Annotated in this window: 19 protein-coding genes; 12 read left to right on the top strand and 7 right to left on the bottom strand. The window is 73.3% G+C overall.

The annotated features are described in order from the left end of the window. The first annotated feature begins 119 nt into the window (after nucleotides 1–119). The 4 genes from ACWGJO_RS11910 to ACWGJO_RS11895 all read left to right on the top strand — a co-directional run bounded on the left by ACWGJO_RS11910 (nucleotide 120) and on the right by ACWGJO_RS11895 (nucleotide 3203). Nucleotides 120–995, top strand: a complete 876-nt coding sequence (locus tag ACWGJO_RS11910) for a universal stress protein (RefSeq protein WP_452183312.1) — start codon at nucleotides 120–122, stop codon at nucleotides 993–995. A 52-nt stretch (nucleotides 996–1047) separates the two neighbouring features. Then, a complete protein-coding gene (locus ACWGJO_RS11905) occupies nucleotides 1048–1695 on the top strand; it encodes an Rv1733c family protein (RefSeq protein ID WP_452183311.1) in 648 nt (215 codons plus the stop codon). Nucleotides 1696–2034: 339 nt separating this feature from the next. Then, nucleotides 2035–2736: a response regulator gene (locus ACWGJO_RS11900; RefSeq protein ID WP_452183310.1), complete on the top strand. Its 702-nt coding sequence runs from the start codon at nucleotides 2035–2037 to the stop codon at nucleotides 2734–2736. Nucleotides 2737–2843: 107 nt separating this feature from the next. Next, the gene (locus ACWGJO_RS11895) at nucleotides 2844–3203 is read left to right on the top strand and encodes a pyridoxamine 5'-phosphate oxidase family protein (protein ID WP_452183309.1); all 360 of its coding nucleotides are present in this window, start codon (nucleotides 2844–2846) and stop codon (nucleotides 3201–3203) included. An 83-nt stretch (nucleotides 3204–3286) separates the two neighbouring features. On the opposite strand, the gene ACWGJO_RS11890 is transcribed toward ACWGJO_RS11895, so the two are convergent. Then, nucleotides 3287–4999, bottom strand: a complete 1713-nt coding sequence (locus ACWGJO_RS11890) for a GAF domain-containing protein (RefSeq protein WP_452183308.1) — start codon at nucleotides 4997–4999, stop codon at nucleotides 3287–3289. Between the two features lie 186 nt (nucleotides 5000–5185). Here ACWGJO_RS11890 and ACWGJO_RS11885 point away from each other — a divergent pair, with 186 nt between their 5' ends. The 6 genes from ACWGJO_RS11885 (at nucleotide 5186) to ACWGJO_RS11860 (ending at nucleotide 14094) form a co-directional block, all read left to right on the top strand. Beyond that, the gene (locus ACWGJO_RS11885; protein WP_452183307.1) at nucleotides 5186–6064 is read left to right on the top strand and encodes a universal stress protein; all 879 of its coding nucleotides are present in this window, start codon (nucleotides 5186–5188) and stop codon (nucleotides 6062–6064) included. A gap of 202 nt (nucleotides 6065–6266) precedes the next feature. Next, nucleotides 6267–8930: a bifunctional acetaldehyde-CoA/alcohol dehydrogenase gene (gene adhE, locus ACWGJO_RS11880; protein ID WP_452183306.1), complete on the top strand. Its 2664-nt coding sequence runs from the start codon at nucleotides 6267–6269 to the stop codon at nucleotides 8928–8930. A gap of 12 nt (nucleotides 8931–8942) precedes the next feature. Next, a complete protein-coding gene (pflB, locus tag ACWGJO_RS11875) occupies nucleotides 8943–11207 on the top strand; it encodes a formate C-acetyltransferase (RefSeq protein WP_452183305.1) in 2265 nt (754 codons plus the stop codon). A gap of 79 nt (nucleotides 11208–11286) precedes the next feature. Further along, nucleotides 11287–12039: a pyruvate formate-lyase-activating protein gene (gene pflA, locus ACWGJO_RS11870; protein ID WP_452183304.1), complete on the top strand. Its 753-nt coding sequence runs from the start codon at nucleotides 11287–11289 to the stop codon at nucleotides 12037–12039. Between the two features lie 367 nt (nucleotides 12040–12406). Next, complete coding sequence (locus ACWGJO_RS11865) at nucleotides 12407–12871, top strand: universal stress protein (RefSeq protein ID WP_452183303.1); 465 nt, start codon at nucleotides 12407–12409, stop codon at nucleotides 12869–12871. A 47-nt stretch (nucleotides 12872–12918) separates the two neighbouring features. After that, nucleotides 12919–14094: a PP2C family protein-serine/threonine phosphatase gene (locus ACWGJO_RS11860; protein WP_452183322.1), complete on the top strand. Its 1176-nt coding sequence runs from the start codon at nucleotides 12919–12921 to the stop codon at nucleotides 14092–14094. Between the two features lie 365 nt (nucleotides 14095–14459). On the opposite strand, the gene ACWGJO_RS11855 is transcribed toward ACWGJO_RS11860, so the two are convergent. From ACWGJO_RS11855 to ACWGJO_RS11840, 4 genes are all read right to left on the bottom strand, one after another. Beyond that, the gene (locus ACWGJO_RS11855; protein WP_452183302.1) at nucleotides 14460–14759 is read right to left on the bottom strand and encodes a DUF4193 domain-containing protein; all 300 of its coding nucleotides are present in this window, start codon (nucleotides 14757–14759) and stop codon (nucleotides 14460–14462) included. Between the two features lie 58 nt (nucleotides 14760–14817). Further along, nucleotides 14818–15186, bottom strand: coding sequence for a hypothetical protein (locus ACWGJO_RS11850; RefSeq protein ID WP_452183301.1), 369 nt, complete (start codon nucleotides 15184–15186; stop codon nucleotides 14818–14820). 360 nt (nucleotides 15187–15546) lie between these two features. Next, the gene (locus tag ACWGJO_RS11845; RefSeq protein ID WP_452183300.1) at nucleotides 15547–16671 is read right to left on the bottom strand and encodes a M50 family metallopeptidase; all 1125 of its coding nucleotides are present in this window, start codon (nucleotides 16669–16671) and stop codon (nucleotides 15547–15549) included. Nucleotides 16672–17135: 464 nt separating this feature from the next. Next, nucleotides 17136–17873 (bottom strand): hypothetical protein, encoded by a 738-nt coding sequence (locus ACWGJO_RS11840; protein ID WP_452183299.1) that lies wholly within the window; start codon nucleotides 17871–17873, stop codon nucleotides 17136–17138. A gap of 598 nt (nucleotides 17874–18471) precedes the next feature. On the opposite strand from ACWGJO_RS11840, the gene ACWGJO_RS11835 reads away from it, so the two are divergent. Continuing rightward, nucleotides 18472–19326, top strand: coding sequence for a universal stress protein (locus ACWGJO_RS11835; RefSeq protein ID WP_452183298.1), 855 nt, complete (start codon nucleotides 18472–18474; stop codon nucleotides 19324–19326). Nucleotides 19327–19562: 236 nt separating this feature from the next. Here the strand turns inward: ACWGJO_RS11835 and ACWGJO_RS11830 are convergent, their stop codons facing one another. Further along, nucleotides 19563–20216, bottom strand: coding sequence for a pyridoxamine 5'-phosphate oxidase family protein (locus ACWGJO_RS11830; protein ID WP_452183297.1), 654 nt, complete (start codon nucleotides 20214–20216; stop codon nucleotides 19563–19565). 26 nt (nucleotides 20217–20242) lie between these two features. After that, nucleotides 20243–21286 (bottom strand): zinc-dependent alcohol dehydrogenase family protein, encoded by a 1044-nt coding sequence (locus tag ACWGJO_RS11825; protein ID WP_452183296.1) that lies wholly within the window; start codon nucleotides 21284–21286, stop codon nucleotides 20243–20245. Nucleotides 21287–21484: 198 nt separating this feature from the next. Here ACWGJO_RS11825 and ACWGJO_RS11820 point away from each other — a divergent pair, with 198 nt between their 5' ends. Then, nucleotides 21485–23194, top strand: a complete 1710-nt coding sequence (locus ACWGJO_RS11820; RefSeq protein WP_452183295.1) for a GAF domain-containing protein — start codon at nucleotides 21485–21487, stop codon at nucleotides 23192–23194. Nucleotides 23195–23197 lie beyond the last annotated feature (3 nt).

The raw sequence follows: 23197 nt of genomic DNA, 5'->3' as shown, positions 1-23197 counted from the left end.
CCAGCAGCCGGTCCCTTCGGTCCCTTCTCCCGCCCGGCGCCCGGGCGGGAGATTCGATGGCATGCCGGGCGACGGTCGTCCGGGCCCGATGCCTTGATCTCACGAGAGGGGAAACCACCATGACGCGCTGTGTCCTGGCCGGAATCGACGGATCGCCGCAGAGCGAGGCCGCGGCCCTGTGGGCGGCTGCGGAGGCCCGCCGCCGGGGCTGCGCACTCCGGCTGCTGCACGCCTGGCCGTGGCTCGACGCCGGGAACGAGAACGTCTCGCGGCCCGGCGACCTGCGGCCGAGGGCATTGGACGCGCTTCGCGGGATCGGCGACCGGATCCGGCACGACGACCCGGACCTGCCGGTGGAGGTCGCGGTGATCTCGGACGATCCGGTCGACGGGCTGATCTCCGCGGCGAAGGGGCAGGAGCTGCTGGTGCTCGGGTCGCGCGGACTCGGCGGGCTCGCCGGCCTCCTGGTCGGCTCGGTGGGGCTCGCGGTGGCAGCGGGCGCAACCATCCCGACGGTACTGGTCCGCCTCGGACAGGCACCCGCCGAGCGGCCCGCGGCCGTTGACGCGACCCGGGAGGTGCTGGTCGGTCTCGGCGGCGAACCCAGCGACGCCGTCGTCGGGTTCGCCGCCGCCGAGGCGGAGCTGCGCGGCTGCCGGCTGCGCGTCGTGCACGGGTGGGACCTGGTGCCCGCCTGGGCCTACGGGGGCCTGGTGCCGCCCCTGGTGGACCCGGTGGAACAGGAGGCCACCGAAACGGCCCTGATCTCGCCGGTCCTCATCGGCCTGAGGGAGAAGCACCCCGGTGTCGACATCGTCGAAGACATCCGCCTCGGCGGCGGAGCCCGGGCCCTGCTGGAGGCCTCCACCCATGCCGACCTCGTCGTCGTCGGCCGACGGGAAACCCGTCACCACCTGGGGCCGCGCCTCGGCCCGGTGGCCCACGCCGTTCTGCACCACTGCGCCGCCCCGGTCGTCGTGGTCCCCCACCCGTGAGCCGTGCACACCCCTCACCATCGCCCACCTGACAGCGACAAGGAGCACCACCGTGGCCAGCACCCACCGCCCCGCCCGGCCCGACGGCCCGCCCGCACCACGGTGCGGCCACCTGCGCCGGGCTCTCGGCCGGGAGCGCAATCCACTCGGCCGGGCCCTCGACCGGGCCCGGAGCCGGGCGGTGGTGCTCACCGTCCTCGGGATCGCGCTCGCGGCACTCCTCAGCACCGGGGCCGCCGTCACCCACCTCGCGGACGGCCGGCGGCAGGCCAAGGCCACTGCCGCGCGCCTGCACCACGTCGAAGCCTCGGTCCAGGGCTCCGTCCGGAAGGCGGAGACCACCGTCGCCGGAGGGAAGGCCGTCTACCGCGCCGACGCGGCCTGGACCTACCCCGGCAACCAGCGCAACACCGGCAGCATCGACGTCCCCCGGACCACCGGGCCCGGCGCCACCGTCGGGATCTGGGTCGACCGGGACGGACACCCGGCCGCCGCACCCCCGAGCACCGCCGGCCTCGTGTTCGACGCCGTGTTCCCGGGCCTGTTCCTCTTCGGCCTGCTCAGCGTTCTCGCCGCCGCCGGACTCTGCGCGAGGCTGACCGCCATCGACCGTCGTGCCGACCTGGCGTGGACGCGGTCCTGGGCCCGGCTGGAGCCTGCGTGGAGCGGTCGTACCCGGCGCGGCAACCACCACGGCTGACCGGACACGACAGCACGGTTCCCCTACCCCGGTCGGCTCCGCCCCCGATAGGAAGACCGTGCCGGCCCCACTCGACACCACCTCGGTCGGCGCGGCGCAGTCCAACCTCGATCCTGCGCTCCTACGGCATGGGCCGGAACCCAGGATGTCGAAGGCCGTCGGCCCCCACATGCTGGTGTCCCACACCCCCCACAAGCCGGCGACTCCAGCCACAGCCGTGTCCCGGACCAGACAGGGCCGGACGGCCCTACCGAAATCGCCCCCGGTCACACCAGACTTCGCGTAGGTTTCACACACTGCCTGCCACCGGGGCGGGCCCACGGGGTGGTTGGAGCGGTGATGACGGAGAGTCCGGCGGCCGGGACGAGCGGCTTGGTGAAGGTGTTCCTGCTGGACGACCACGAGGTGGTCCGCCGGGGCGTGCACGACCTGCTGGACGCCGAGCCGGACCTCCAGGTGATCGGCGAGGCCGCCACGGTCGAACAGGCCCTCACCCGGATCCCCGCGCTCCGCCCCGACGTCGCCGTCCTCGACATGCGGCTGCCGGACGGGGACGGCGTGACGGTCTGCCGTGAACTGCGCTCCCGCATGCCCGAACTGGCCTGCCTGATGCTCACGTCGTTCGACGACGAGGAGGCCCTCCTGGACGCCGTCATGGCCGGGGCCGCCGGCTACGTCCTCAAGCAGATCAGCGGAACCGACCTGGTGTCCGCCGTGCGCACGGTCGCCGCCGGCCAGTCGATGCTCGACCCCGGCGCCGCCACCCGGCTGATGGCCCGCCTGCGCGGCGACGCCGTCACCGAACAGAGTTCCGACCTGCCCCGGCTCACCGAACGGGAGCGGGAGGTCCTCGCCCTGGTCGGTGAGGGGCTCACCAACCGCCAGATCGGTCAGCGGCTCTTCCTCGCCGAGAAGACCGTCAAGAACCACATCTCCCGCCTGCTGGCCAAACTCGGCGTGGAACGGCGCGTCCAGGCAGCCCTGATCGCCACCCAGACCCTGGCCGCCCCCAAGCAGCCGACCGGTCGGCCCGTCCGCTGAACCGGCCGCCCCGGGACACCGGCCCCGCCGACCGGGTCCGGTCGGCGGCCTCGCCGGGGACCAACGACCCCTCCCGCGGCACCCGCCGCGGCGACACCATCGATGCCATGACACCTGACACCACGCCGCTGGACGGCCGAGAGTGCCGACGGCTCCTCGCCGGCCACTCGGTCGGCCGGGTCGTCTACACCCTCGGCGCCCTGCCCGCCGTCCAACCCGCCCAGTACCGGCTCGACGCCGACGGCAGCGTGCTGCTGAGCGCCGTCGCCGGGTCCGAGCTGGTCCGAGCGGTCTCCGGCGCACTGGTGGCCTTCGAGGCCGGGGAGCTCGACGCGGCGAACGGCACCGGCTGGAGCGTGACCGTCCTCGGCCGCGCCGACGTCACACCCGACGGGACGGCAACCGGTCCGACCGACACCGTCACCGTCCGCATCCTTCCCGAACTGGTGAGCGGCCGTCTGCTCTAGCCGACCCGCCCGCTCCGGACGCCGACCGGAGCACCGCCTCCGAACGACGGACGGCACGACGAACACGGTGCCGTGAGGCCGGGTCAGTGTTGCAGCGGCACCGACCAGGACAACCTGGTGCCGCCGGCCTCCGGAGAGGCCAGCTCGAAAACGCCCCCCAGGGTCTCGGCCCGCTCCGCGAGGTTGCGCAGCCCACTGCGCCGCCCCTGCTCCGGGATGCCCACCCCGTCGTCCTGCACCGTGAGCACCACCCGCGACCCGGTCGCCTGCAGCACCACCTCGACCCGCCCGGCCCGCGCATGCCGGGCCGCGTTGCTCAGCGCCTCTCCGAGGACCGCCACCACGTGGTCGGCCACCTCCGCGGGCACGTCCGTGTCGAGCAGACCCTCCATGCTCAGCCTGGGCGGGAAACCCAGCGCCGCCTGCGCCGCCTCGGCCACCCGCACCACGCGCGACCGCAGGCCCTGGCCGGCCTTCTCCTCCCGCGCCCGCAGGCCGAAGATGGTCGACCTGATGATCTTGATGGTCTCGTCCAGGTCGCCCACCGCCCGCAGCACCCGGTCCGAGGCGCCGGGATGGTCGATGACCCGGGCCGCGCTCTGCAGCGTCATCCCCGTCGCGAACAGTCGCTGGATGGCCAGGTCGTGCAGGTCTCGGGCGATCCGGTCACGGTCCTCCAGCATCGCCAGCTGCTCGACGTCGCGACGGCGTTCCGCCAGCTCCAGGGCCAGCGCGGCCTGGTCGGCGAAGCCCAGCAGCGGGCCGATCTCCCGGTCGGTGAACTCGGGCCGGCCGGTCTCCCTGGCCAGCAGCAGCACGCCGTCGATCTGTCCCTCCGCCCGGCCCAGTGGGACCGCGACCGCCGGTCCGAGCCCGGCGAATCGGCGCGGCTCGGCGGACAGCCGGGAGTCACCGGCCAGATCCGCCGTGGTCGCCGACACCCCGGAGGCGCAGGCCGTCCCCGACAGCGACCCCTCCAGCGGCACCACCAGGCCCGTCCGGCCGTGCACGTCCCCGCCCAGCGCCAGCTCCACGCGGACCGTGCCGGTCCCGGCCACCGGCACCGAGACGTCGGCCAGCTCCGCGCCGGTGATCTCCCTCGCCCGCTGCGCGATCAGCCCGATCACCTCGGGCCGGGAGACGCCGGACAGCAGGGCGCGGGTGATCTCGGCGCTCGCGCTCAGCCAGCGCTGCTGGCGCTGGGCCTCCTCGTACAGCCGGGCGTTGTCGATCGCCACCCCGGCGGCCACGGCCAGGGTGGAGATCACCGCCTCGTCCTCGGCGTCGAACTCCTCGCCACCCCGCTTGTCGGTCAGGTAGAGGTTGCCGAAGACCTCCTCGCGCACGCGCACCGGCACGCCCAGGAAGGTCCGCATCGCCGGGTGGTGCGCCGGGCAGCCCACCGACGACGGGTGCTCGGAGAGATCGGCCAGCAGCAGCGGCGCCGGGCGGCGGATCAGTTCCCCCAGCAGGCCCCGACCGGTCGGGTACGGGCCGATCCGGGCGATCTCCTCCTCCGTCAGGCCCACCGTGAGGAACTGCGACAGCGTCTCCCCGTCCGGCCCGATCACGCCGAGCGCCGCGTACCGCGCGTCCACCAGGACGGCGGCGGCCTCCACGATCCGCCGCAGCACCTGGGTCAGGTCCAGCTCCCGGCCGACCGACAGCACCGCCTCCAGCAGGCTGTGCACCCGGTCCCGGGTGCCCCGGGCCGCGTCGATCCGCGCCTGGAGCTCCTCCAACAGCTCGTCCAACCGCAGTTGCGGCAGCCGTGACCGCACCGTCTCGCCGCTCACGGGCCCCTCCTCGTCGCCGAAGTCGCGGCCGATTCTCGCAGAGGCCACCGGATCCCGGGACCTTCGGTACCGAAGTGGGGCTGCTCGGCCCCTGTGGCCGACCGCCGGCACGGCGGGATTCTGGTCGCCGGACGGGACCGCGCCCACGGGTGTCGCGGTCCGCCGCCGACCAGGGAGGTCACAGAGATGTCGCACAGCGTGGTGGTGGGGATCGACGGCTCGGCACAGAGTGCGGCGGCGGCCGAGTGGGCCGCCCGCGAGGCCCACCGGAACGGGCTCGCGCTGCGGATGGTCCTCGTCGCCGGCGGCGAGGTGGACGCGCTCGACCGCGACCTCGGCGGCGGCAGCGCGCTGCCGGGCCCGGTGGCCGCGATCCGGGACCGGATCTCGGCCGAGCTGCCCGACCTGGCGGTCTCCTGCGAGGTCATCCCCGGGAACCCGGCCCACGCACTGGCCGCCACCGCTCGGCGGGCCGCGGTGATGGTACTGGGCTCGCGCGGCCTGGGCGGTTTCGCGGGCCTCCTGGTGGGTTCGGTCGGGTTGCGCGCCGCCGCCCTGACGCACTGCCCGGTGGTGCTGGTCCGGGCCGGCTCGGACGCGGGAATCGGGACGGACGGACCGGCCGTGGCGCCCGGACCCGTCGTCGTGGGCGTCGAGGGCGACCGGCCGTGCGACGCGGTGCTCGCCTTCGCCTTCCGGCACGCGGCCGGCACCGGCGCCGCCCTGCGGGTGATGGAGAGCCGGGACACCTTCCGGGGCCCGTACGCGACGGCTGCGCCGGTGGGCCGGTGGGAGATCGGGGAGTCCCTGGCGGCCGCCGAACAGGTGCGGTTGCAGGACGCCCTGGCGCGCTGGCAGGACAAGTTCCCCACGGTCCGTACCGAGGCGGAGGTGTGCGCCTGGAGCCCGAGCAGGATGCTCGTGGAAGCCTCCCGCACCGCCTCGCTGGTCGTCCTCGGCCGGCGCGCTCCCAAGCACCCGATGGCCGGACCCCGACTGGGGCCGGTGGCCCAGTCCGTGCTCCACCACGCCCACGGCCCGGTCGCCGTCGTACCGCACGACTGAACCGTCCACCGGGGCCCGGCCGCGGGACCATCCGCGCGCCGGGCCCGGGACCAACCGCGTGCCCGGCCCGGGACCTTCGGCCGCAAGCGGGTCCCATTGGTCGGATCCCCCGGCGCGCGGCACGAGGAAGCCTTGAGGGGAAGGCGCACGGCACCCGCCCGGCGCCCTGAGCTCGGACGCTGATCCGGAGAGGTAGTCCACCATGGCCCGTCGCCCGCACCACGAGTCGAAGGCGGCTCCCGCGAGCAACAGCCTTCGCAGCGTCACGCCCCAGCCGCCGACCGCCGTCGACGCGCTGGTCGCCTCCGCCCTGGAGTCCCTCCGGGACTACGCCGACTTCACCCAGGAGCAGGTCGACCACATCGTCAGGAAGGCCTCGCTGGCAGCGCTGGCCGAGCACACCGGGCTCGCCGTGCTGGCCGTGGAGGAGACCGGGCGCGGCGTGTTCGAGGACAAGGCGGTGAAGAACGTCTTCGCGTGCGAGAACGTCACCCACGTGATGGCCCGGACGAAGACGGTCGGGGTGGTGCACCGCGACGACCTCGACGGCATCGTGGAGATCGCCGAGCCTGTCGGCGTGGTCGCCGGCATCACCCCGGTGACCAACCCGACCTCCACCACGATCTTCAAGTGCCTGCTCGCGCTCAAGACCCGCAACCCGATCGTGTTCGCCTTCCACCCCTCGGCCCAGCTCTGCTCGGCCGAGGCGGCCCGGATCGTGCGGGACGCGGCGGTGGCGGCCGGCGCCCCCGCGCACTGCATCCAGTGGATCGCGGAACCGTCGATGGACGCCACCCACGCCCTGATGAACCACCCGGACGTCGCCACCATCCTGGCCACCGGCGGCAACGCGATGGTGCGGGCCGCGTACTCCTGCGGCAAGCCGGCGCTCGGCGTCGGCGCGGGCAACGTCCCCGCGTACGTGGAGAGGAGCGCGGACCTGAAGCGCGCGGTGAACGACATCGTGCTGTCGAAGTCCTTCGACAACGGCATGATCTGCGCCTCCGAGCAGGCTGTCGTCCTGGACGCGGAGATCCGGGAGGCGGCGCTCGCCGAGTTCCGGAAGCTGAAGGCGCACCACGCGAGCGCCGAGGAGAAGACGCTGCTGGAGCGGCACCTGTTCGGGGCCGGGGACGGCACGGCGTGCGCCGGCGACCGTTTGAACGCCGAGGTGGTGGGCCGATCGGCGGCGCAGGTCGCGCAGGCGGCGGGCTTCGAGGTACCGGCCGACACCTCGGTGATCCTCGTCGACTGCGAGCGGGTCGGACCCTCGGAGCCGCTGACCCGCGAGAAGCTCTGCCCGGTCCTGGCCGTACTCACCGCCCGCTCCCGCACGGAAGGCGTCGAACTGGCCTCCGCCATGGTGGAGTTCAACGGCCTCGGGCACTCGGCGGCGGTGCACACCGAGGACGAGGCGTTCGTCGAGGAGTTCGGGCACGCGGTCAAGGCCTGCCGGATCATCTGGAACGCGCCGAGTTCGCAGGGCGGCATCGGCGACGTCTACAACGCCTTCACGCCCTCGTTGACCCTGGGCTGCGGCAGCTACGGGCACAACTCGGTCTCCGGGAACGTGTCGGCGCTGAACCTCGTCAACATCAAGCGGATCGGGCGGCGCAACACCAACATGCAGTGGTTCAAGGTCCCGCCGAAGATCTTCTTCGAGCGCAACTCGGTCAAGTACCTGGCGAGCATGCCCCGTGCGCACCGCATCGTCGTCGTGACCGACCGGACCATGGTGGACATCGGCCACCTGGAGCGGATCCGCGGTGTGCTCGACCGCCGCCGCGACCCGGTCGAGGTACGGGTCATCGACTCCGTCGAGCCGAACCCGAGCATCGACACCGTCCGCAAGGGCGCCGCCCTGATGCGCGCGTTCGAGCCGGACACCATCGTCGCCCTGGGCGGTGGCTCACCGATGGACGCCGCCAAGGTGATGTGGCTGATGTACGAACACCCCGAGGTGGAGTTCGCGGACCTGAAGGAGAAGTTCTTCGACATCCGCAAGCGCGCCTTCACCTTCCCCGACCTCGGCGAGAAGGCCAAACTGGTCTGCATCCCCACCACCTCGGGCACCGGCAGTGAGGTCACCCCCTTCGCCGTCATCACCGACACCGCCACCGGCCAGAAGTACCCGCTCGCGGACTACGCGCTCACCCCGAGCGTGGCCATCGTCGACCCGGCCCTGACCACCGGCCTGCCGAAGCACGTCACCGCCGACACCGGCTTCGACGCCCTCACCCACTGCATCGAGACCTACGTCTCCGTCTACGCCAACGACTTCACCGACGGACTCGCGCTCCAGGGCATCCGGCTGATCTTCGACAACCTGGAGCGCGCGGTGCTGAACGGACCGGACGACCCCTTCGCCCGCGAGCGGATGCACAACGCCGGCACGATCGCCGGAATGGCCTTCGGCTCCGCCTTCCTCGGCGCCGTACACGCCATGGCCCACACCCTCGGCGCGACCTTCCACATCGCCCACGGCCGCACCAACGCCCTGCTGCTGCCGCACGTGATCCGCTGGAACGGCGCCGCCCCGGCCAAGGTCACCGGCTGGCCCAAGTACCGGAGCTACACCGCCCCCGAGCGCTACCAGGCGATCGCCCGGATGCTCGGCCTGCCGGCCGTCACCCCCGAACAGGGCGTCGAGTCCCTCGCCGCGGCGGTCGAGGACCTGCGGGACAGGGCCGGCATCCCGCGTTCCTTCAAGGCCGCCGGAGTCGACGAGGCCGCGTTCCTGGCGGCCCTCCCCCAGCAGGCCATGAACGCCTACGAGGACCAGTGCGCCCCCGCCAACCCCCGGATGCCGATGCTCGCCGACATGCAGCAGCTGATGCGCCGCGCCTACTACGGCGACCAGGCCTGAGAGGACACCGAGATGACCACCTCGCAGCACGAGCGAACCGCCCTCGCCCGGGACGGCTTCCGGGGCGGACCGTGGCGGGACACCATCGACGTCCGCGACTTCATCCAGCGCAACTACACCCCGTACGAGGGCGAGGCCGACTTCCTCACCGGTCCGACCGAGCGGACGACCGACGTGTGGCGGCAGATCACCGACCGCTTCCCCGAGGAACGCGCCAAGGGCGTGTACGACGTCGCGTACGACATCCCGGCCGGCATCACGGCGCACGCGCCCGGATACATCGACCGCGAGAAGGAGCTGATCGTCGGCCTGCAGACCGACGCCCCGCTGAAGCGGGCGATCATGCCGTACGGCGGTTGGCGGATGGTGGCGGGCGCGCTGCGGACCTACGGCTACCCGGTCGACCCGGAGCTGGAGAAGGTCTTCACCCGGTACCGCAAGACCCACAACGACGGTGTGTTCGACGCCTACACGCCCGAGATCCTCGCGGCCCGCAGGGCCGGCGTCATCACCGGGCTCCCGGACGCCTACGGCCGCGGCCGGATCATCGGCGACTACCGGCGCGTCCCCCTGTACGGCGTGGACCGGCTGGTCGAGGCCAAGCTCGCCGAGAAGGCCGAGCTGGACGCGCCGCCCACCGACCCGGCGCGGCTGGAGGAGACCATCCGCGATCGCGAGGAACTCGCCGAACAGATCCGTGCGTTGGGCGAGCTCAAGGAGATGGCGTCGGCGTACGGGTACGACGTCTCCGGCCCGGCCGCGACCGCCCGCGAGGCGATCCAGTGGCTGTACTTCGGCTACCTGGCGGCGGTCAAGGAGCAGAACGGCGCGGCCATGTCACTCGGCCGCACCTCGACCTTCTTCGACGTCTACCTCCAACGCGACCTCGCGGCCGGTCTCCTGACCGAGCAGCAGGCCCAGGAACTGGTGGACGACTTCGTCATCAAACTGCGGATCGTCCGCTTCCTGCGCACCCCCGAGTACGACGAACTGTTCTCCGGCGACCCGACCTGGGTCACCGAGTCGATCGGCGGCATCGGCACCGACGGCCGCACCCTCGTCACCCGGACCTCCTTCCGCTACCTTCAGACCCTCTACAACCTGGGCCCGGCGCCCGAGCCCAACATGACGGTCCTCTGGTCACCGCGGCTCCCCGAGGGTTTCAAGGAGTTCTGCGCCCGCGTATCCGTCGACACCTCCTCGCTCCAGTACGAGTCCGACGACCTCATGCGCCCCCGCTTCGGCGACGACACCGCCATCGCCTGCTGCGTCTCCGCCATGGAGGTCGGCAAGCAGATGCAGTTCTTCGGCGCCCGGGTCAACCTCGCCAAGACCCTGCTCTACGCGATCAACGGCGGCCGGGACGAACTGACCGGCGCCCAGGTCGGTCCCCCGACCGCCCCGGTGGGCGGCGCCGTACTCGACTACGACGAGGTGATGGCACGCTTCGACGAACAGCTGGAGTGGCTCGCCGGGACGTACGTCCACGCGCTCAACATCATCCACTACATGCACGACAGGTACGCCTACGAGCGGATCGAGATGGCCCTTCACGACCGGGCCGTACGGCGCACCATGGCCTGCGGCATCGCCGGGCTCGCGGTGGCCGCCGACTCGCTGTCCGCGATCAGGTACACCAAGGTCCGCCCGGTGCGCGACGAGACCGGACTCGTCACCGACTACCTGGTCGAGGGCGACTACCCGGCGTACGGCAACAACGACGACCGGGCCGACGCGATCGCCGTCCGACTGGTCGAGGACTTCATGGCCAAGGTGCGCAAGCACCCCACCTACCGGGGCGCCGAACACACCCAGTCCGTCCTGACCATCACCTCGAACGTCGTCTACGGCAGGAAGACCGGAAACACCCCGGACGGGCGGCGGGCCGGCGAGCCGTTCTCCCCGGGCGCCAACCCGATGAACGGGCGCGACGCCCACGGCTACGTGGCCAGCGCGCTCTCGGTCGCGAAGCTCCCCTACGCGCACGCCGAGGACGGCATCTCGCTCACCAACACCGTCACCCCGGACGCGCTCGGCCGCACCCCCGAGGAACGGGTCCGCAACCTGGTCGGCGTGCTGGACGGCTACACCACGTGCCGCGGCTTCCACATGAACGTCAACGTCCTCGACCGGGACACCCTGCTGGACACCATGGACCACCCGGAGAAGTACCCGCAGCTCACCATCCGGGTCAGCGGCTACGCGGTCAACTTCGTCCGGCTCACCCGCGAGCAGCAACTCGACGTGATCGGCCGCACATTCCACGACGCACTGTAGCCGCGCCGCCCGCTCGCGGTGCCGGCGCCCCCGACCACCGGCGCCGGCACCGCGCCGCCCCGCAGAAGGAGCACACCCCATGGCCACGGCCGCCCCGCACCCGGTCACCGGCATGCTGCACTCCTGGGACCTGTCCACCGGAGTCGACGGCCCCGGCACCCGCTTCGTCGCCTTCCTGGCCGGCTGCCCGCTGCGCTGCCTGTACTGCCACAACCCCGACACCCGCTCCATGCGCCACGGCCGCCCCTGCTCGGCCGACGAGATCGTGCACGAGGCCGCCAAGTGCACCGACTTCATCCGCGCCTCCGGCGGCGGCGCCACCGTCAGCGGAGGCGAACCGCTCCTCCAGCCCGCCCTCACCGGCGAGCTGCTGCACCGGTTCAAGCACGAACTCGGCCTGCACACCGCACTGGACACCTCCGGCTTCCTCGGCGCCCGCGCCGACGACGCGCTGCTCGCCGACACCGACCTCGTCCTGCTCGACATCAAGTCCTGGGACCGCGCCCTCCATCGGCACCTGACCGGACAGCCGCTCGGCCCCACGCTCGACTTCGCCCGCCGCCTGGCCGACCTGGGCAAGGAGGTCTGGCTACGGTTCGTCCTCGTACCCCACCTGACCGACCCCGCCGCGAACATCGGGGGCGTCGCCGCCTTCGCCGCCTCACTCGGCAACGTCACCCGGGTCGACATCCTGCCGTTCCACAAACTCGGCGCCGCCAAGTGGAGCGCCCTCGGGCTCGACTTCCCCCTCGCCGACACCCCGGTGCCCACGCCGGACCAGATCGCCCGGGCCCGGGCGGTCTTCGTCTCGCAGGGCCTGCGCACGGTCTGAACCCGGACCTGCGGTGCGCGACGATGCGGCGGTGGCGGGCGTGCGGTCCACGGGCAGGGTCTTCTCCGGTGCTCGGAGGTCCGGAGAACACGTGGGGTCCGCGCAGCGGTTGGGGATCCGGGGCGTCCATGGGCGGCGGGCTGACCTCGCTCCGTTCGATCTGCCGGTTCAACCGACGGCTGAGCGTGGCCTCGCCCTGGGGCGAGTACGCACGACGGTCCCGCTGTTTCCGGTGAGCGGTCGGCGCTACGGCCTCCCGCACACCCTGCACGCCTCCCCTCCGGACACGGTCTCCTCCCGGCTGGCACGGTGGCCGCGGATCGCCGATGGTGGCGGTGAAGGACGGCACAACTCTCGGAGGCGTGTGATGGGCGAGGAACCCCGCCGCTCAGCCCGGATCGTCGTGGGAGTGGACGGCTCCACGACATCCAGGTCCGCACTGGCGTGGGCGGCCCGGCAGGCCGGGCTGACCGGCGACAGCGTGGACGCTGTGATCGCCTGGCAGTACCCGGTCGGCTACGGGGCGCCCTCGGCAGCCGTGCCGGACTTCGACGTCGCGGGCAACGCGCGCCAGGCCCTGGCCGAGGCCGTCGCAGAGGCCGCAGCGGAGGCCCCGCAGGTCGAGATCCGGCAGCACGTCGTCCAGGGCCACCCCGCCGCCGTGCTCCTCCGGGCCGCCGACAACGCAGATCTGCTCGTCGTGGGCAATCGCGGGCACGGCGGATTCACCGAGGCCCTGCTGGGCTCGGTCAGCCAGCACTGCGTCCACCACGCGCACTGCCCGGTCGTCGTCGTACGCGCCGCACGACCCCGACCGCAGGCCGAACCGTGACCGGCGAGACGATCGACTACCGGGCGGTGTTCCGTGCCCTGCCCGGCATGGTCGCGCTGCTCACCCCGGACCTGGTGTACGCCGACGCCAACGAGGATTTCCTCGGCCTGTCCGGGCGCACCCGCGAGCAGCTCGTCGGCCGGTACCTCTTCGACATCTTCCCCAACAACCCGAACGACCCCGCCGCCACCGGAGCCCACAACCTGAAGGCGTCCCTGCGCAGGGTCCTGGCGTCCGGCGAGCGCGACACCATGGCCCTGCAGCGCTACGACGTCGAGTCGACCGCCCGACCCGGCGAGTGGGAGGAGCGGTACTGGAGTCCGGTCAACGCCCCCGTGCTCGACGGCCAGGGCCGTACGGTGCTGCTCGTCCACCGCGTCGAGGAGATCACCCAGCTCATCCGCGCCCACGGCCTGCCCGAGGGCAATCGCGCCCGCGTCCTGGAAGCCGAGCTCTACACCCGTGCCCGCGAACTCCAGGCGGTCAACGAGCGTCTGCGCGAGTCCCACGCGCGCGAACGCGAGGTCGCACTCGTGCTCCAGGGGGCCATGCTGCCCGCGCCCAGACCGCTCGAACGCCATCACGCCGCGGTCCGTTACCAGCCCGCCGTGGGCGCCCTCAACGTCTGCGGCGACTGGTACGACCTCGTCGAGCTGCCGGACGACCGCGTCGCGGTCGCCGTCGGCGACGTGGTCGGCCACGGCCTGGCCGCCGCCGGTGTCATGGGCCAGCTCCGCAGTGCCCTCAGCGCCGCCTCCCGGGTCGCCACCGGCCCCGCCCAGGCCCTCGAAGTCCTCGGCCTGTACGCCCGCTCCGTCGAGGGCGCCGAATGCACCACAGCCGCGACCGCCCTCATCGACTCCGGCGCCCACACCATCACCTACAGCAGCGCCGGCCATCCCCCACCCGCCCTGCTGCACGGCGACGGCACCGTCGAGTTCCTCGACCGGGCCACCGACCCTCCGCTCGGCGCCCGTCCCGAGCACCGGAGACGGCCCGAGGCCGTCACCCGATTCGCCGAAGGGGACACGCTCGCCCTCTACACCGACGGCCTGGTCGAACGCCGCCACGAGGACATCGACACCGGCCTGGACCGCCTCGCGCACGTCCTCGCCGCGCACCGCTCCGCCGACCCCGACGCCATCGCCGACACCGTCCTCACCGAAATGATCCCCCCCGACGGCGCCACCGACGACACCGCGCTCGTCGTCATCCGGCTCTGACGGCAGCTCCCGGCCCGCTGACAGGTCCCGGGGGCGCCGACCGGGAGCGCGGGGACCGAGAGCGGAACCGCCGTCCGAAGCCCCTTGGAACACCGTGAACGGCCTGATCACCGTCGGGTACGACGGATCACCCCCGGCGCCGGTCGCCCTGCTCGCCTCCGTCCCCGCTCAGTGCGGCCCGTCCCCGTGGCCGAACCGGCAGGCGGCGCCACCCACTTCCGCCCCGCTCCACCCGGCCGGACTCGTACCCCGGCCCGCCATCGACGCTCGGCGCCGGCGGGCCGTACGTCCGGTCTCGTTCGCCGTCCTGGCCACCGCACTCGTGACAACCGACGCTGTCCGCGCGGTGGGCGCGGCGACTGCTGTCAGGGGGCGCAATCGCGGCAGATCGTCCCGCCCTGGTCGCCCGTGTGGGCGAGTTGGCTGCGGTGGTGGACCATGGAGCAGGCCGCGCAGACGAACTCGTCCGGCTGTTCCGGCAGGACCCTGATGGTCAGCTCCTCGCCGGAGAGGTCTGCGCCGGGGAGTTCCACGGTCTCGGCCTCTTCGGTCTCGTCCAGGCCTGTCACGCCGGGCCGCCGCCCATCACGGCGGGACCCCAGTTCTTCGAGGCTCTCCTCGTTGTCGTCCTCGGTGCGCCGCGGGGCGTCGTAGTCAGTGGCCACAGTGGTTGCTCCTTTCGTGGGTCGAAGAAGTCGCCTGACAGGATGGGGCGGCAGGGGCTCACTCGGACGGGGCTCCGGCGGCCCCGTCATTCCTCGTGCCGGCGGTTGTCGATGCGGTGCCCAGGTCGGGGGTGCCGGCAGGAGGGCGGCCCCCGGCGAGGCCGGTGATGGTGGTGTCACAGACCGGGCAGGCGTGTCGGTGCCAGCGCGGCGGCCACCAGGGTTCGCCTGGTGCGGCGGGGTGCTGTGAATCGGGTTGCATGCCGCGGGTCGACAGCCCGCAGAGGGTGAACTCCGCCGGGGTGGGCGTGCGGGCGGCGGCGTGGACCCGGACCACGGGTGCGCGCGGTGTGGCGGGCAGTCCCTCGGCCGTGAGGAGCCGTAGGCTCGACGGTCCGTCCAGCTCCAGCAGTGCGATGAGATCCATACCCCCACGGTGGACCGGCCCGGCGCTCCGTGCATCCGGTCGTCGGCACGCGAATGCGCTCGGCAGGCGTGAGTCCCGCCGGCTCGACCGCCCGGAAGCCTCCGAACGCGCAGCCGTGCCGGCCTGCGGAGCAGACGACGAACGCACCGATGCGCGCCGAGGCCCGGGCCCTGCGCCCGGACCTCTTCCAGGAGGGCGACCTCACCCGGGTGCACGCCGTCCTCGGTCCGTCACGGACACTGTGGATCCCGTGTTCGCCCGTACGTCCACCCTGCCTGTTGCTTCGGGCACCGTCCAAGGTCCGGTGGCCTCCGCCGGAGAGGGCTGTCCGGCTCCGCCGAGGGACCGCCGGGACGGGGCTCACGTTCCGCGCTTACTCGCGGACAGCCGGATTCGGGCGATCCGGTCGATGTCCCCGACGGTGACGATGCCGATCGGTCGCCCGTCCTCCAGGACGAGGACGGGCGGCGGGGCCGTCGCGCGGTCAAGGACCTCGGCCAGGTCGTCCCCCGGGGCCGCGGCCAAACACCCCGGGAGCGGGGTGGCCAGTTCGCGGACCCGGATCTCGGCCCGGCGGGTGGGTGGAACCGCCGAGAGGCGGCGCTGGTCGAGGAGTCCGCTCGCGCGGCCGGCCGGATCGACCAGGACGACCACCGGGTGCCGGGCGCGCGCTGCGGGTTCGGCGAGGAAGCCGTCCACGGTGAGCCAGTCGGGACCGGTGGGCACCGGGAAGGTCATGGCCTGAGCGATCCGGGTGCCGCGCAGGGCGGTCACCAGTGCGGCACGGCGGACCTCGGCCTGGGCGGACGACCACATGAAGAGCCCGATGAGCAGCAGCCAGAAGCCGGTTCCGTCGCCGCGGAGGAACTCGATCCAGCCCACGGCGCAGAGCAGCAGGCCGCCCGCCTGGCCGGCCCGACCAGCGACCCGCTCGGCTTGTTCGCGGTCGCCCCGGCGCCACCAGACCGCCGCCTGGAGGAGCCGGCCGCCGTCCAGGGGCGCGGCGGGCAGCAGATTGAACACGCCGAGCAGCAGGTTGGCCCAGCCGGCCCAGAGCAGCACCGCCGCGGGCATCGCCCAGTGCAGAGCGTGTTCCGTGCCGAGCCCTGCGGCTATGAAGAGGCCGCCGAGGACCAGGCTGGTCAGCGGTCCGATCCCGGCGACGGCGAACTGTCGGCGGGGGCTCGGCGGGCGTCCCATGCGGGTGACGCCGCCGAGCGCGAAGACCGTCATGTCGTCCACCCGGATGCCGGCCCGCCGTGCGGCGACGGCGTGGGCCGTCTCGTGCAGGAGCAGGCTCAGGGTGAGCAGCAGCGCCCCGACCAGCCCGGCGAGTCCGTAGGAGGTGCCGGAGCGGCCGGGAACCGAGGCCGGGAGGATCTGTCCTGCCAGACCGACGCCGAGGAAGAGGAGCAGGACGGGCGCACTCCAGTGGATCCGCAGCGGTACGCCGAAGATCCTTCCCAGCGGTGCGGACCCGCGCATCGTCACACTCCGTCCGAAGCCGCCTGCGGTCCTGCCCGACTTCCACTGTGCTCCGGGTCGCGTGGCCCGGCCCAGGGCCGTCCGGGCTCGGTTCCAGGGCCGTCCGGACCCCGATCGGGACGCGGGTGGGAAGCACGGGCCGCAGGCGTGCGGCGTCCGGCGGCGAGTCGTCGGTGTGGGCCGGTCCGCAGCACCGCCGACACCCACCCGCCGGCGACGAGCGCCTACAACCGGGTGGGACCGCCCGCCGGAACCCGCCGACGTACAGCGCGCGGGCGACCCCGGCCGGAGCGAAGCCGTCGACGGCCGGCCGGGCCAGAGCCGGCAGGACGCACCGCCCGGCAGAAGGACCACCCATGACGACACCGCCTGCCGCCCAGCCCGCCTCCAACGCCCCCGGCATCGACGGCGAACTGTCCACCATCGTCACCGACTTCGCCCGAAGCACCCGCTGTCGGCCGGCTTCATCGGGGCCCGCGGCCGATGTCGCGGGCGAGTTCGAGCGCGAGGACCTGATCCAGGCGGACACAGGTCTCGAAGCGGGTACCGTCCGGCAGATCGGACCGGTCCTCCAAGGCGTACAGGGCGCGTACCGCGACCCGGGCGTCCAGATCTTCGTTCAGGCCGTCGAAGGACGCCTGGACCATGTCCGCGTCCAGGGGTCCGGACGGTGCGCAGGCGAGGTCGGCCACGAGCGCGCGCCAACGGGAAAGCCTCGCGGCGGCGTCCGTCAGCGACGCGGCGGTGAGGCGGACCGGATCAGTGACGGCGTGTTCAAGGAAGTCCAGGCGCAACGCGAGAGGATCGTGCCCAGGTCCCGGGAAGACGGCTGACAGGTCTGCGGGCAACTCCGGGCCGCCGTTCGACGGTTCCCCGGTCACCGGTCCGGTGACGAGGAGCGGCAAGGCCACGAACAGGGCGTCGAGGTGCGGGCGGCTGATGACGACCAGGTCGACCGCCGGCCGGGCGGCGGCGTCCACTTCTCGGTGGGCGCACACCCGGGCGGGCGGATGGATGCCGAGCTGATCGGCGGCTTTCAGCAGGGCCCCGAGCTGCTCGCCGGAGCCGTCCGGGACGGCGAGCTCGATGAGCACCTGCATGCCCTGGGCCTCGCAGGTGCGGGCCAGCACGTCGCCGACCAGCAGAGCCCGCAGATCCCCGATGGCGAACCCGCGGTCCTGCGCGCCGACTGCGACGGTCACGCGCAGGGGTCGGGCGCGGCGGGAACCGATCTCGGTGTGTTCTCCTGTGCGGGCGTCGGCGATTCGCAACAGCGCTTCCCTTCGACTCGGGCAGAGGACGGTGTGTCAGGCGGATTCGCACGTCGGGCCGCCGGTATCACGCCGGTGGAACCCGACCGTGATGCCGGTCGCGTCGCACTCGGCGCCGACCTCGTGGCGACAGTCGAAACATCTTGCACGCACCGCCCCGGCCCGGTCACCGTGGCTCTCCACCGTGAGGGCGGGTGCCGACCGGCGCGAGCATCCGAGCCTTTCGTTCGAGCATGGGCAGTGGCGTGGTGGGCTGCCACCGGCGTTAGCCCGGCGGAAGCCGCGCTGCGATCCGCCGCCCCACCGTCGCATGGCTCTGCAGGTCCGAAGGCGGCGGGTAGGTGTCCGGCGCTCCTGTGGCGGAGCGCGCCCGGGGGGCGGAGCCTGGAGGGGGGCGAAGGAAGCGGTCTTCCGTGCAGAGCATTCGTCTGCGTGGCCGGGCGTGCAGCCGGGGTGACCGGGCGGCTCGACGCGGCGCGGACCGGGAGCTTGTCCTGCCGGGAGCGGATGTCCGGGGGCGGGAGGAACGATGACTGATCCAGTGGTCGTCGGAGTGGACGGCTCCGAGCGGAGTTTGCGCGCGCTGGTGTGGGCCGCGAGCGATGCGGCGCTACGCGGGTGCCCTCTCTTGATCGCCCACGTACTGCCGGGCTGGGAGGCCGACTTCCCGTTCTTTCCCCCGGGACGCTCCCAGGGCCTCAGTCGCCGGGGCGCGGAGATCCTGGCCGAGGCGGTCGCGATCGCCAAGGAGAGTCATCCGGGCCTGGAGGTGGAATCCGACCAGGTCCCGGGTTCCCCGGCCGAGGTGCTCCGCGACGCGTCCGCGCGGGCGCGCTGCATGGTGCTCGGCGCCCGCGGTGAGGGAGGGCTCGGCAATCTGCTGATGGGCTCCGTCAGCCTCCAGGTCGCCGGCCACGCGGCCTGCCCGCTGGTCGTCGTCGGCGCGATCACCACCGGTCACGGGCGGGTCCTCGTCGGCACCGACGGTTCCGAACACTCTACCGCCGCGCTGGAGTTCGCCTTCGAGGAAGCCTCCCTGCGCGGCGACCGGGTCCATGCCCTCCAGACCTGGAGCATGCCCACCACGCCGGAGCCGTCCGAGGCCCGACCCTCCTCGGACGAAGTGGAAGCCGGGCATCACCGCCGGCTCGACGACCAGCTCGCACCTCTCCGGCAGCGGTATCCCGGCATCGAGGTCGAGACGACCCTGGTCCGGGGGAAGCCGTTGCCCGAACTCGTCCGTGCCTCCGACCGGGCGGACCTCGCCGTGGTGGGCTCGCGCGGCAAGGGCGGCTTCCACGGCTTGGCCCTCGGCTCGGTCAGCCACGGCCTGCTCCACTACGGCATCTGCCCGATCGCGGTCGTGCGCCCGCGCCCCCGGTAGGCACCGCCCTCGCGGTCCGCGGATGCCCGCACGGCTGGGCCGGGACACGCAGCGTCTCCTCGCAACGTCGGCCGGACGCTGGAGGTCCGCAGCTCGGCCCGGGGAGCGCCGGGCCGTTCCCCGTCGCGGTGGTCCTGGGTCCGTTCCGCCGCCCGGTTCGAGGAGATGGCGGCGACGGCACCGAGGTGGGCGACCCGCTCAGGCACCCGATCCACGCACCAGCTGTTCGACGGACGTCACCCCGTGTCGATGCGGCGCCCGGTGACAGCGGCCGGGCGGACGCGCACCCAGAGCGGGCGGGCGCCGCCGGCCCAGGGGGTGGCGCCGGGGAGTGCCGCGAGGTGCTGTTCCTCGTCCGAGGTGTCGACCAGATGAGCCTGGCCGAGGATCAGGACGCTCCAGCCCGCGCTCCGGTGCTCGTCGATCCGGTCCACCTCGAACGAGACGGGCGAGCCGTCGGCCGGGGCGGCGGCTCCCCGGGGGGCCGTGCGGTAGGCGATCGTCCGGTCGTCCACCACGAAGTTGACCGGGAGCACGACGGGCGCCGAGGAGCCGGGCAGGCCGACCCGGCCGACGCCGCGGGTGCCGAGCAGTTCCCAGCACTGCGGTTCGGTGAGACGCAGGAGCTGACCGCGGCGGCCGGTGTCGGTCTGCCCCGGCGGGGCGTCCGGGCGATTCCCCGACAGCAGCTCCGGCCAGGCCATCCCCAGCACGGCAGCGATCCGGACGAACCCGGGCGGATCGAACTCCGGCCCCGAGCAGAGGAGTTGTCGTAGGTAGGCAGGGGACATCGAGGCCCGGTGGGCCAGCATTCCTTCGCTCAGGCCGAGCTGATCGCGCCGTCGGAGGATCCGGCGGGCGATGTCGCCGCAGTCGGGATGGACGCTCATGATGGCGATTCCTCCGTCCATGGCGCTCACGTCCGGAACAGCGCGACCTTGAGCGCGCCGGTGTCGGCCGCGTCGGCGAAGACGTCGTAGGCCTCCTGCATCTCCTCCAGGCCGAAGCGGTGGGTCACCAGCCCGCCGGTGTCGAGCCGACCGACGGCCAGCATGTCCAGCAGCATCGGGGTGCTGCTCGTGTCGACCAGCCCGGTGGTGATGGTGACGTTGCGGATCCAGAGGTCCTCCAGGTGCAGCACCGCCGGTCTGCCGTGCACGCCCACATTGGCCACCCGGCCGCCGGGGCGCACCAGGCGGGTGCACAGTTCGAAGGTCTCGGGCACGCCGACCGCCTCGATCGCGACGTCCACGCCGAGGCCGTCGCGGCTCAGCTGCCGGACGGCCTCGGGGGTGGCCCCGGCAGAGGTGAGCACGGTGTCGGCGCCGAACCGCTTCGCGGCGTCGAGACGGCTCTGGGCGAGGTCGACGGCGATGATCCGGGCCGGGCTGTAGAGCCGCGCGGTCAGGACGGCGGCGAGTCCGATCGGTCCCGCACCGACGATCGCGACGGTGTCGCCCGGGCCGATCCGGCCGTTGCGGACGCCGACCTCGTAGGAGGTGGGCAGGATGTCGGCGAGCAGCAGCGCGTCCTCGTCCCGGACGCCTTCGGGCAGCCGGTACAGGGAGGTGTCCGCGAAGGGGGTGCGGACGTATTCGGCCTGGCAGCCGTCGATCAGGTGGCCGAGGATCCAGCCGCCACCGCCGGTGCACTGTCCGTAGGCCGCCGTACGGCAGTAGGAGCAGCGGCCGCAGGCGGAGACGCAGGAGACCAGCACCCGGTCGCCGGCCGTGATCGTGCGTACGCCCGGGCCGGTCTCGACGACGGTGCCGAGGGCCTCGTGGCCCAGGACGCGGCCCTCCTCGACCTCGGGGACGTCGCCCTTGAGGATGTGCAGGTCGGTGCCGCAGATGGTCACCGCGTCCACCCGGACGACGGCGTCCTCCGGGTCCCGGACGGCCGGGTCGGGGACGTCGCCCCAGGTGCGGCGGCCGGGTCCGTGGTAGGTGAGCGCCTTCATGCCGCGATCACTCCTCTCGGAGGGCGGAGCCGGGGCGGTTCCGCCCGCCCTTCCAGCGTTCCCCCCGGCCGCGCCCGTCGCCAGGGGGCCGCCGGGGTGCTCCCGATGGGCCGATGGACCCCCCTCGCACCCGCCGGGGCGCCGCGAGCACGCCTACGCTGGTCATGGGCATCGGGGGGCGAGCCACGGAGGATTTCCTTGGGAAACGCGTCGGAGGGCCCCGCCCCCGTACCGAAGCTGCGGCTGGACGAGCTCCTGGAGGAGCTCCAGGCCCGGCTGGACGCCGCCCGCGGCACCCGGGACCGGGTGCACAGCCTGCTGGAGGCGGTGCTGGCGGTCGGACGCGACCTGGAGCTTACCCAGGCCCTCCAGCACATCGTGGAGGCCGCCGTCGCCCTGGTGGACGCCGAGTACGGGGCTCTCGGCGTGATCGGCGAGGACCAGCGGCTGTCGCAGTTCATTCCGGTCGGGGTCACGGACGAGCAGGTCAAGCTGATCGGCGACCTGCCCTCCGGGCACGGAATCCTCGGCGAGCTGATCCGCCACCCCGAGCCGCTGCGGCTCAGCCGGCTCTCCGACCACCCGGCCTCCTACGGGTTCCCGGCCAATCACCCACCGATGCGTGCCTTCCTGGGGGTGCCGATCCGGATCCGGGGCAAGGTGTTCGGCAACCTCTACCTGACCGAGAAGCGGGGCGGGGACGACTTCGACGCCGAGGACGAGTCGATGCTCGCCACGCTCGCCGTCGCCGCCGGGGTGGCCATCGACAACGCCCGCCTGTACGCCCGGGCCCGCCAGCGGCAGCGCTGGCTGGAGGCGAGTGCGGAGGTGACCAGCAGCCTGCTGTCGGGCAGCGGGGACCAGGAGGTGCAGGACCTGCTGCTCTCCCGGGCGACCGAGATCGCCGGTGCGGACCTCGCCGTCGTCGCCGTACCGCTGCCGGGGACCGGCGAGCTGGAGGTGCGGACCGCCGTCGGCCTCGGCGAGCAGGAGCACCGCGGTCTGGTGCTGCCGATCGAGGGCTCGTTCATGGGCGCGGCCTTCCGCACCGGCGGGCTCGTGGTGAGCCCCGACGTCCGGAAGGACCCCCGGATCACGGTGGGGCCGCCGCGCTGGCAGGGGCTGGGCCCGGCGGTCGCGGTGCCTGTCGGCACCGCCGAACGCGGCGTCCGGGGCGTGCTGCTGCTGGCCCGGGCCGCGGGTTCGCCGCTGTTCGAGGAGGGCGAGTCCGGTCCGCTGCTGGGATTCGCCGGGCAGGCGGCGGTGGCGATGGAGCTCGCCGAGCGCCGCCGGGACTCCGAGCAGGTGGCGCTGCTGCGGGAGCGCGACCGGATCGCCCGCGATCTGCACGACCTGGCCGTCCAGCGGCTCTTCGCCACCGGGATGACCCTCCAGGGGGCCACCCGATTCATCGACCACCCCGAGGCGACCGAGCGCGTCCTGCGGGCCATCGACGACCTGGACGAGACCGCCAGGACCATCCGCGCCACCATCTTCGGCCTGCGCCTGCGTGAGCGGGGCCCGGCGGCGGGGGGCCTGCGCGCCCGGATCGTCGAGGTGGTCGACCGGGCCGCCCGCTCCCTCGGCTTCGCCCCGGCCCTGCGGATGGACGGCCTGCTGGACGCCACTGTGCCCGCCGAGGTCGCGAACGCGGCGATCGCCGTCCTGGAGGAGGCCCTCTCCAACGCCGCCCGCCATGCCAGGGCCGACGCGGTCACGGTGACCGTCACCGCCGACACGGACCTGACCCTCACCGTCACGGACGACGGGGTCGGTCTCCCCGAGGGCGGCCGGCGCAGCGGCCTCGCCAACCTCGCCGACCGCGCCGCCGCCCTGGCCGGCGCCTTCACCGCCCGCGCCCGCCCCGAGGGCGGCACCGAGCTGGTCTGGCAGGTGCCCCTGCCGTAACCG

Source organism: Kitasatospora sp. NPDC054795 (genome assembly GCF_053611565.1).
Note: the sequence above shows the minus strand (reverse complement) of the source record. Positions and strands in the feature narration are given on the sequence as shown.

Excerpts from the sequence above, each read along its gene's own strand:
- ACWGJO_RS11910 (WP_452183312.1), top strand. The coding sequence starts at position 120 with ATGACGCGCTGTGTCCTGGCCGGAATCGACGGATCGCCGCAGAGCGAG.
- ACWGJO_RS11900 (WP_452183310.1), top strand. The coding sequence starts at position 2,035 with ATGACGGAGAGTCCGGCGGCCGGGACGAGCGGCTTGGTGAAGGTGTTC.
- ACWGJO_RS11895 (WP_452183309.1), top strand. The coding sequence starts at position 2,844 with ATGACACCTGACACCACGCCGCTGGACGGCCGAGAGTGCCGACGGCTC.
- ACWGJO_RS11885 (WP_452183307.1), top strand. The coding sequence starts at position 5,186 with ATGTCGCACAGCGTGGTGGTGGGGATCGACGGCTCGGCACAGAGTGCG.
- adhE (WP_452183306.1), top strand. The coding sequence starts at position 6,267 with ATGGCCCGTCGCCCGCACCACGAGTCGAAGGCGGCTCCCGCGAGCAAC.
- pflB (WP_452183305.1), top strand. The coding sequence starts at position 8,943 with ATGACCACCTCGCAGCACGAGCGAACCGCCCTCGCCCGGGACGGCTTC.
- pflA (WP_452183304.1), top strand. The coding sequence starts at position 11,287 with ATGGCCACGGCCGCCCCGCACCCGGTCACCGGCATGCTGCACTCCTGG.
- ACWGJO_RS11865 (WP_452183303.1), top strand. The coding sequence starts at position 12,407 with ATGGGCGAGGAACCCCGCCGCTCAGCCCGGATCGTCGTGGGAGTGGAC.
- ACWGJO_RS11860 (WP_452183322.1), top strand. The coding sequence starts at position 12,919 with ATGGTCGCGCTGCTCACCCCGGACCTGGTGTACGCCGACGCCAACGAG.
- ACWGJO_RS11850 (WP_452183301.1), bottom strand. The coding sequence starts at position 15,186 with ATGGATCTCATCGCACTGCTGGAGCTGGACGGACCGTCGAGCCTACGG.
- ACWGJO_RS11845 (WP_452183300.1), bottom strand. The coding sequence starts at position 16,671 with ATGCGCGGGTCCGCACCGCTGGGAAGGATCTTCGGCGTACCGCTGCGG.
- ACWGJO_RS11835 (WP_452183298.1), top strand. The coding sequence starts at position 18,472 with ATGACTGATCCAGTGGTCGTCGGAGTGGACGGCTCCGAGCGGAGTTTG.
- ACWGJO_RS11830 (WP_452183297.1), bottom strand. The coding sequence starts at position 20,216 with ATGAGCGTCCATCCCGACTGCGGCGACATCGCCCGCCGGATCCTCCGA.
- ACWGJO_RS11825 (WP_452183296.1), bottom strand. The coding sequence starts at position 21,286 with ATGAAGGCGCTCACCTACCACGGACCCGGCCGCCGCACCTGGGGCGAC.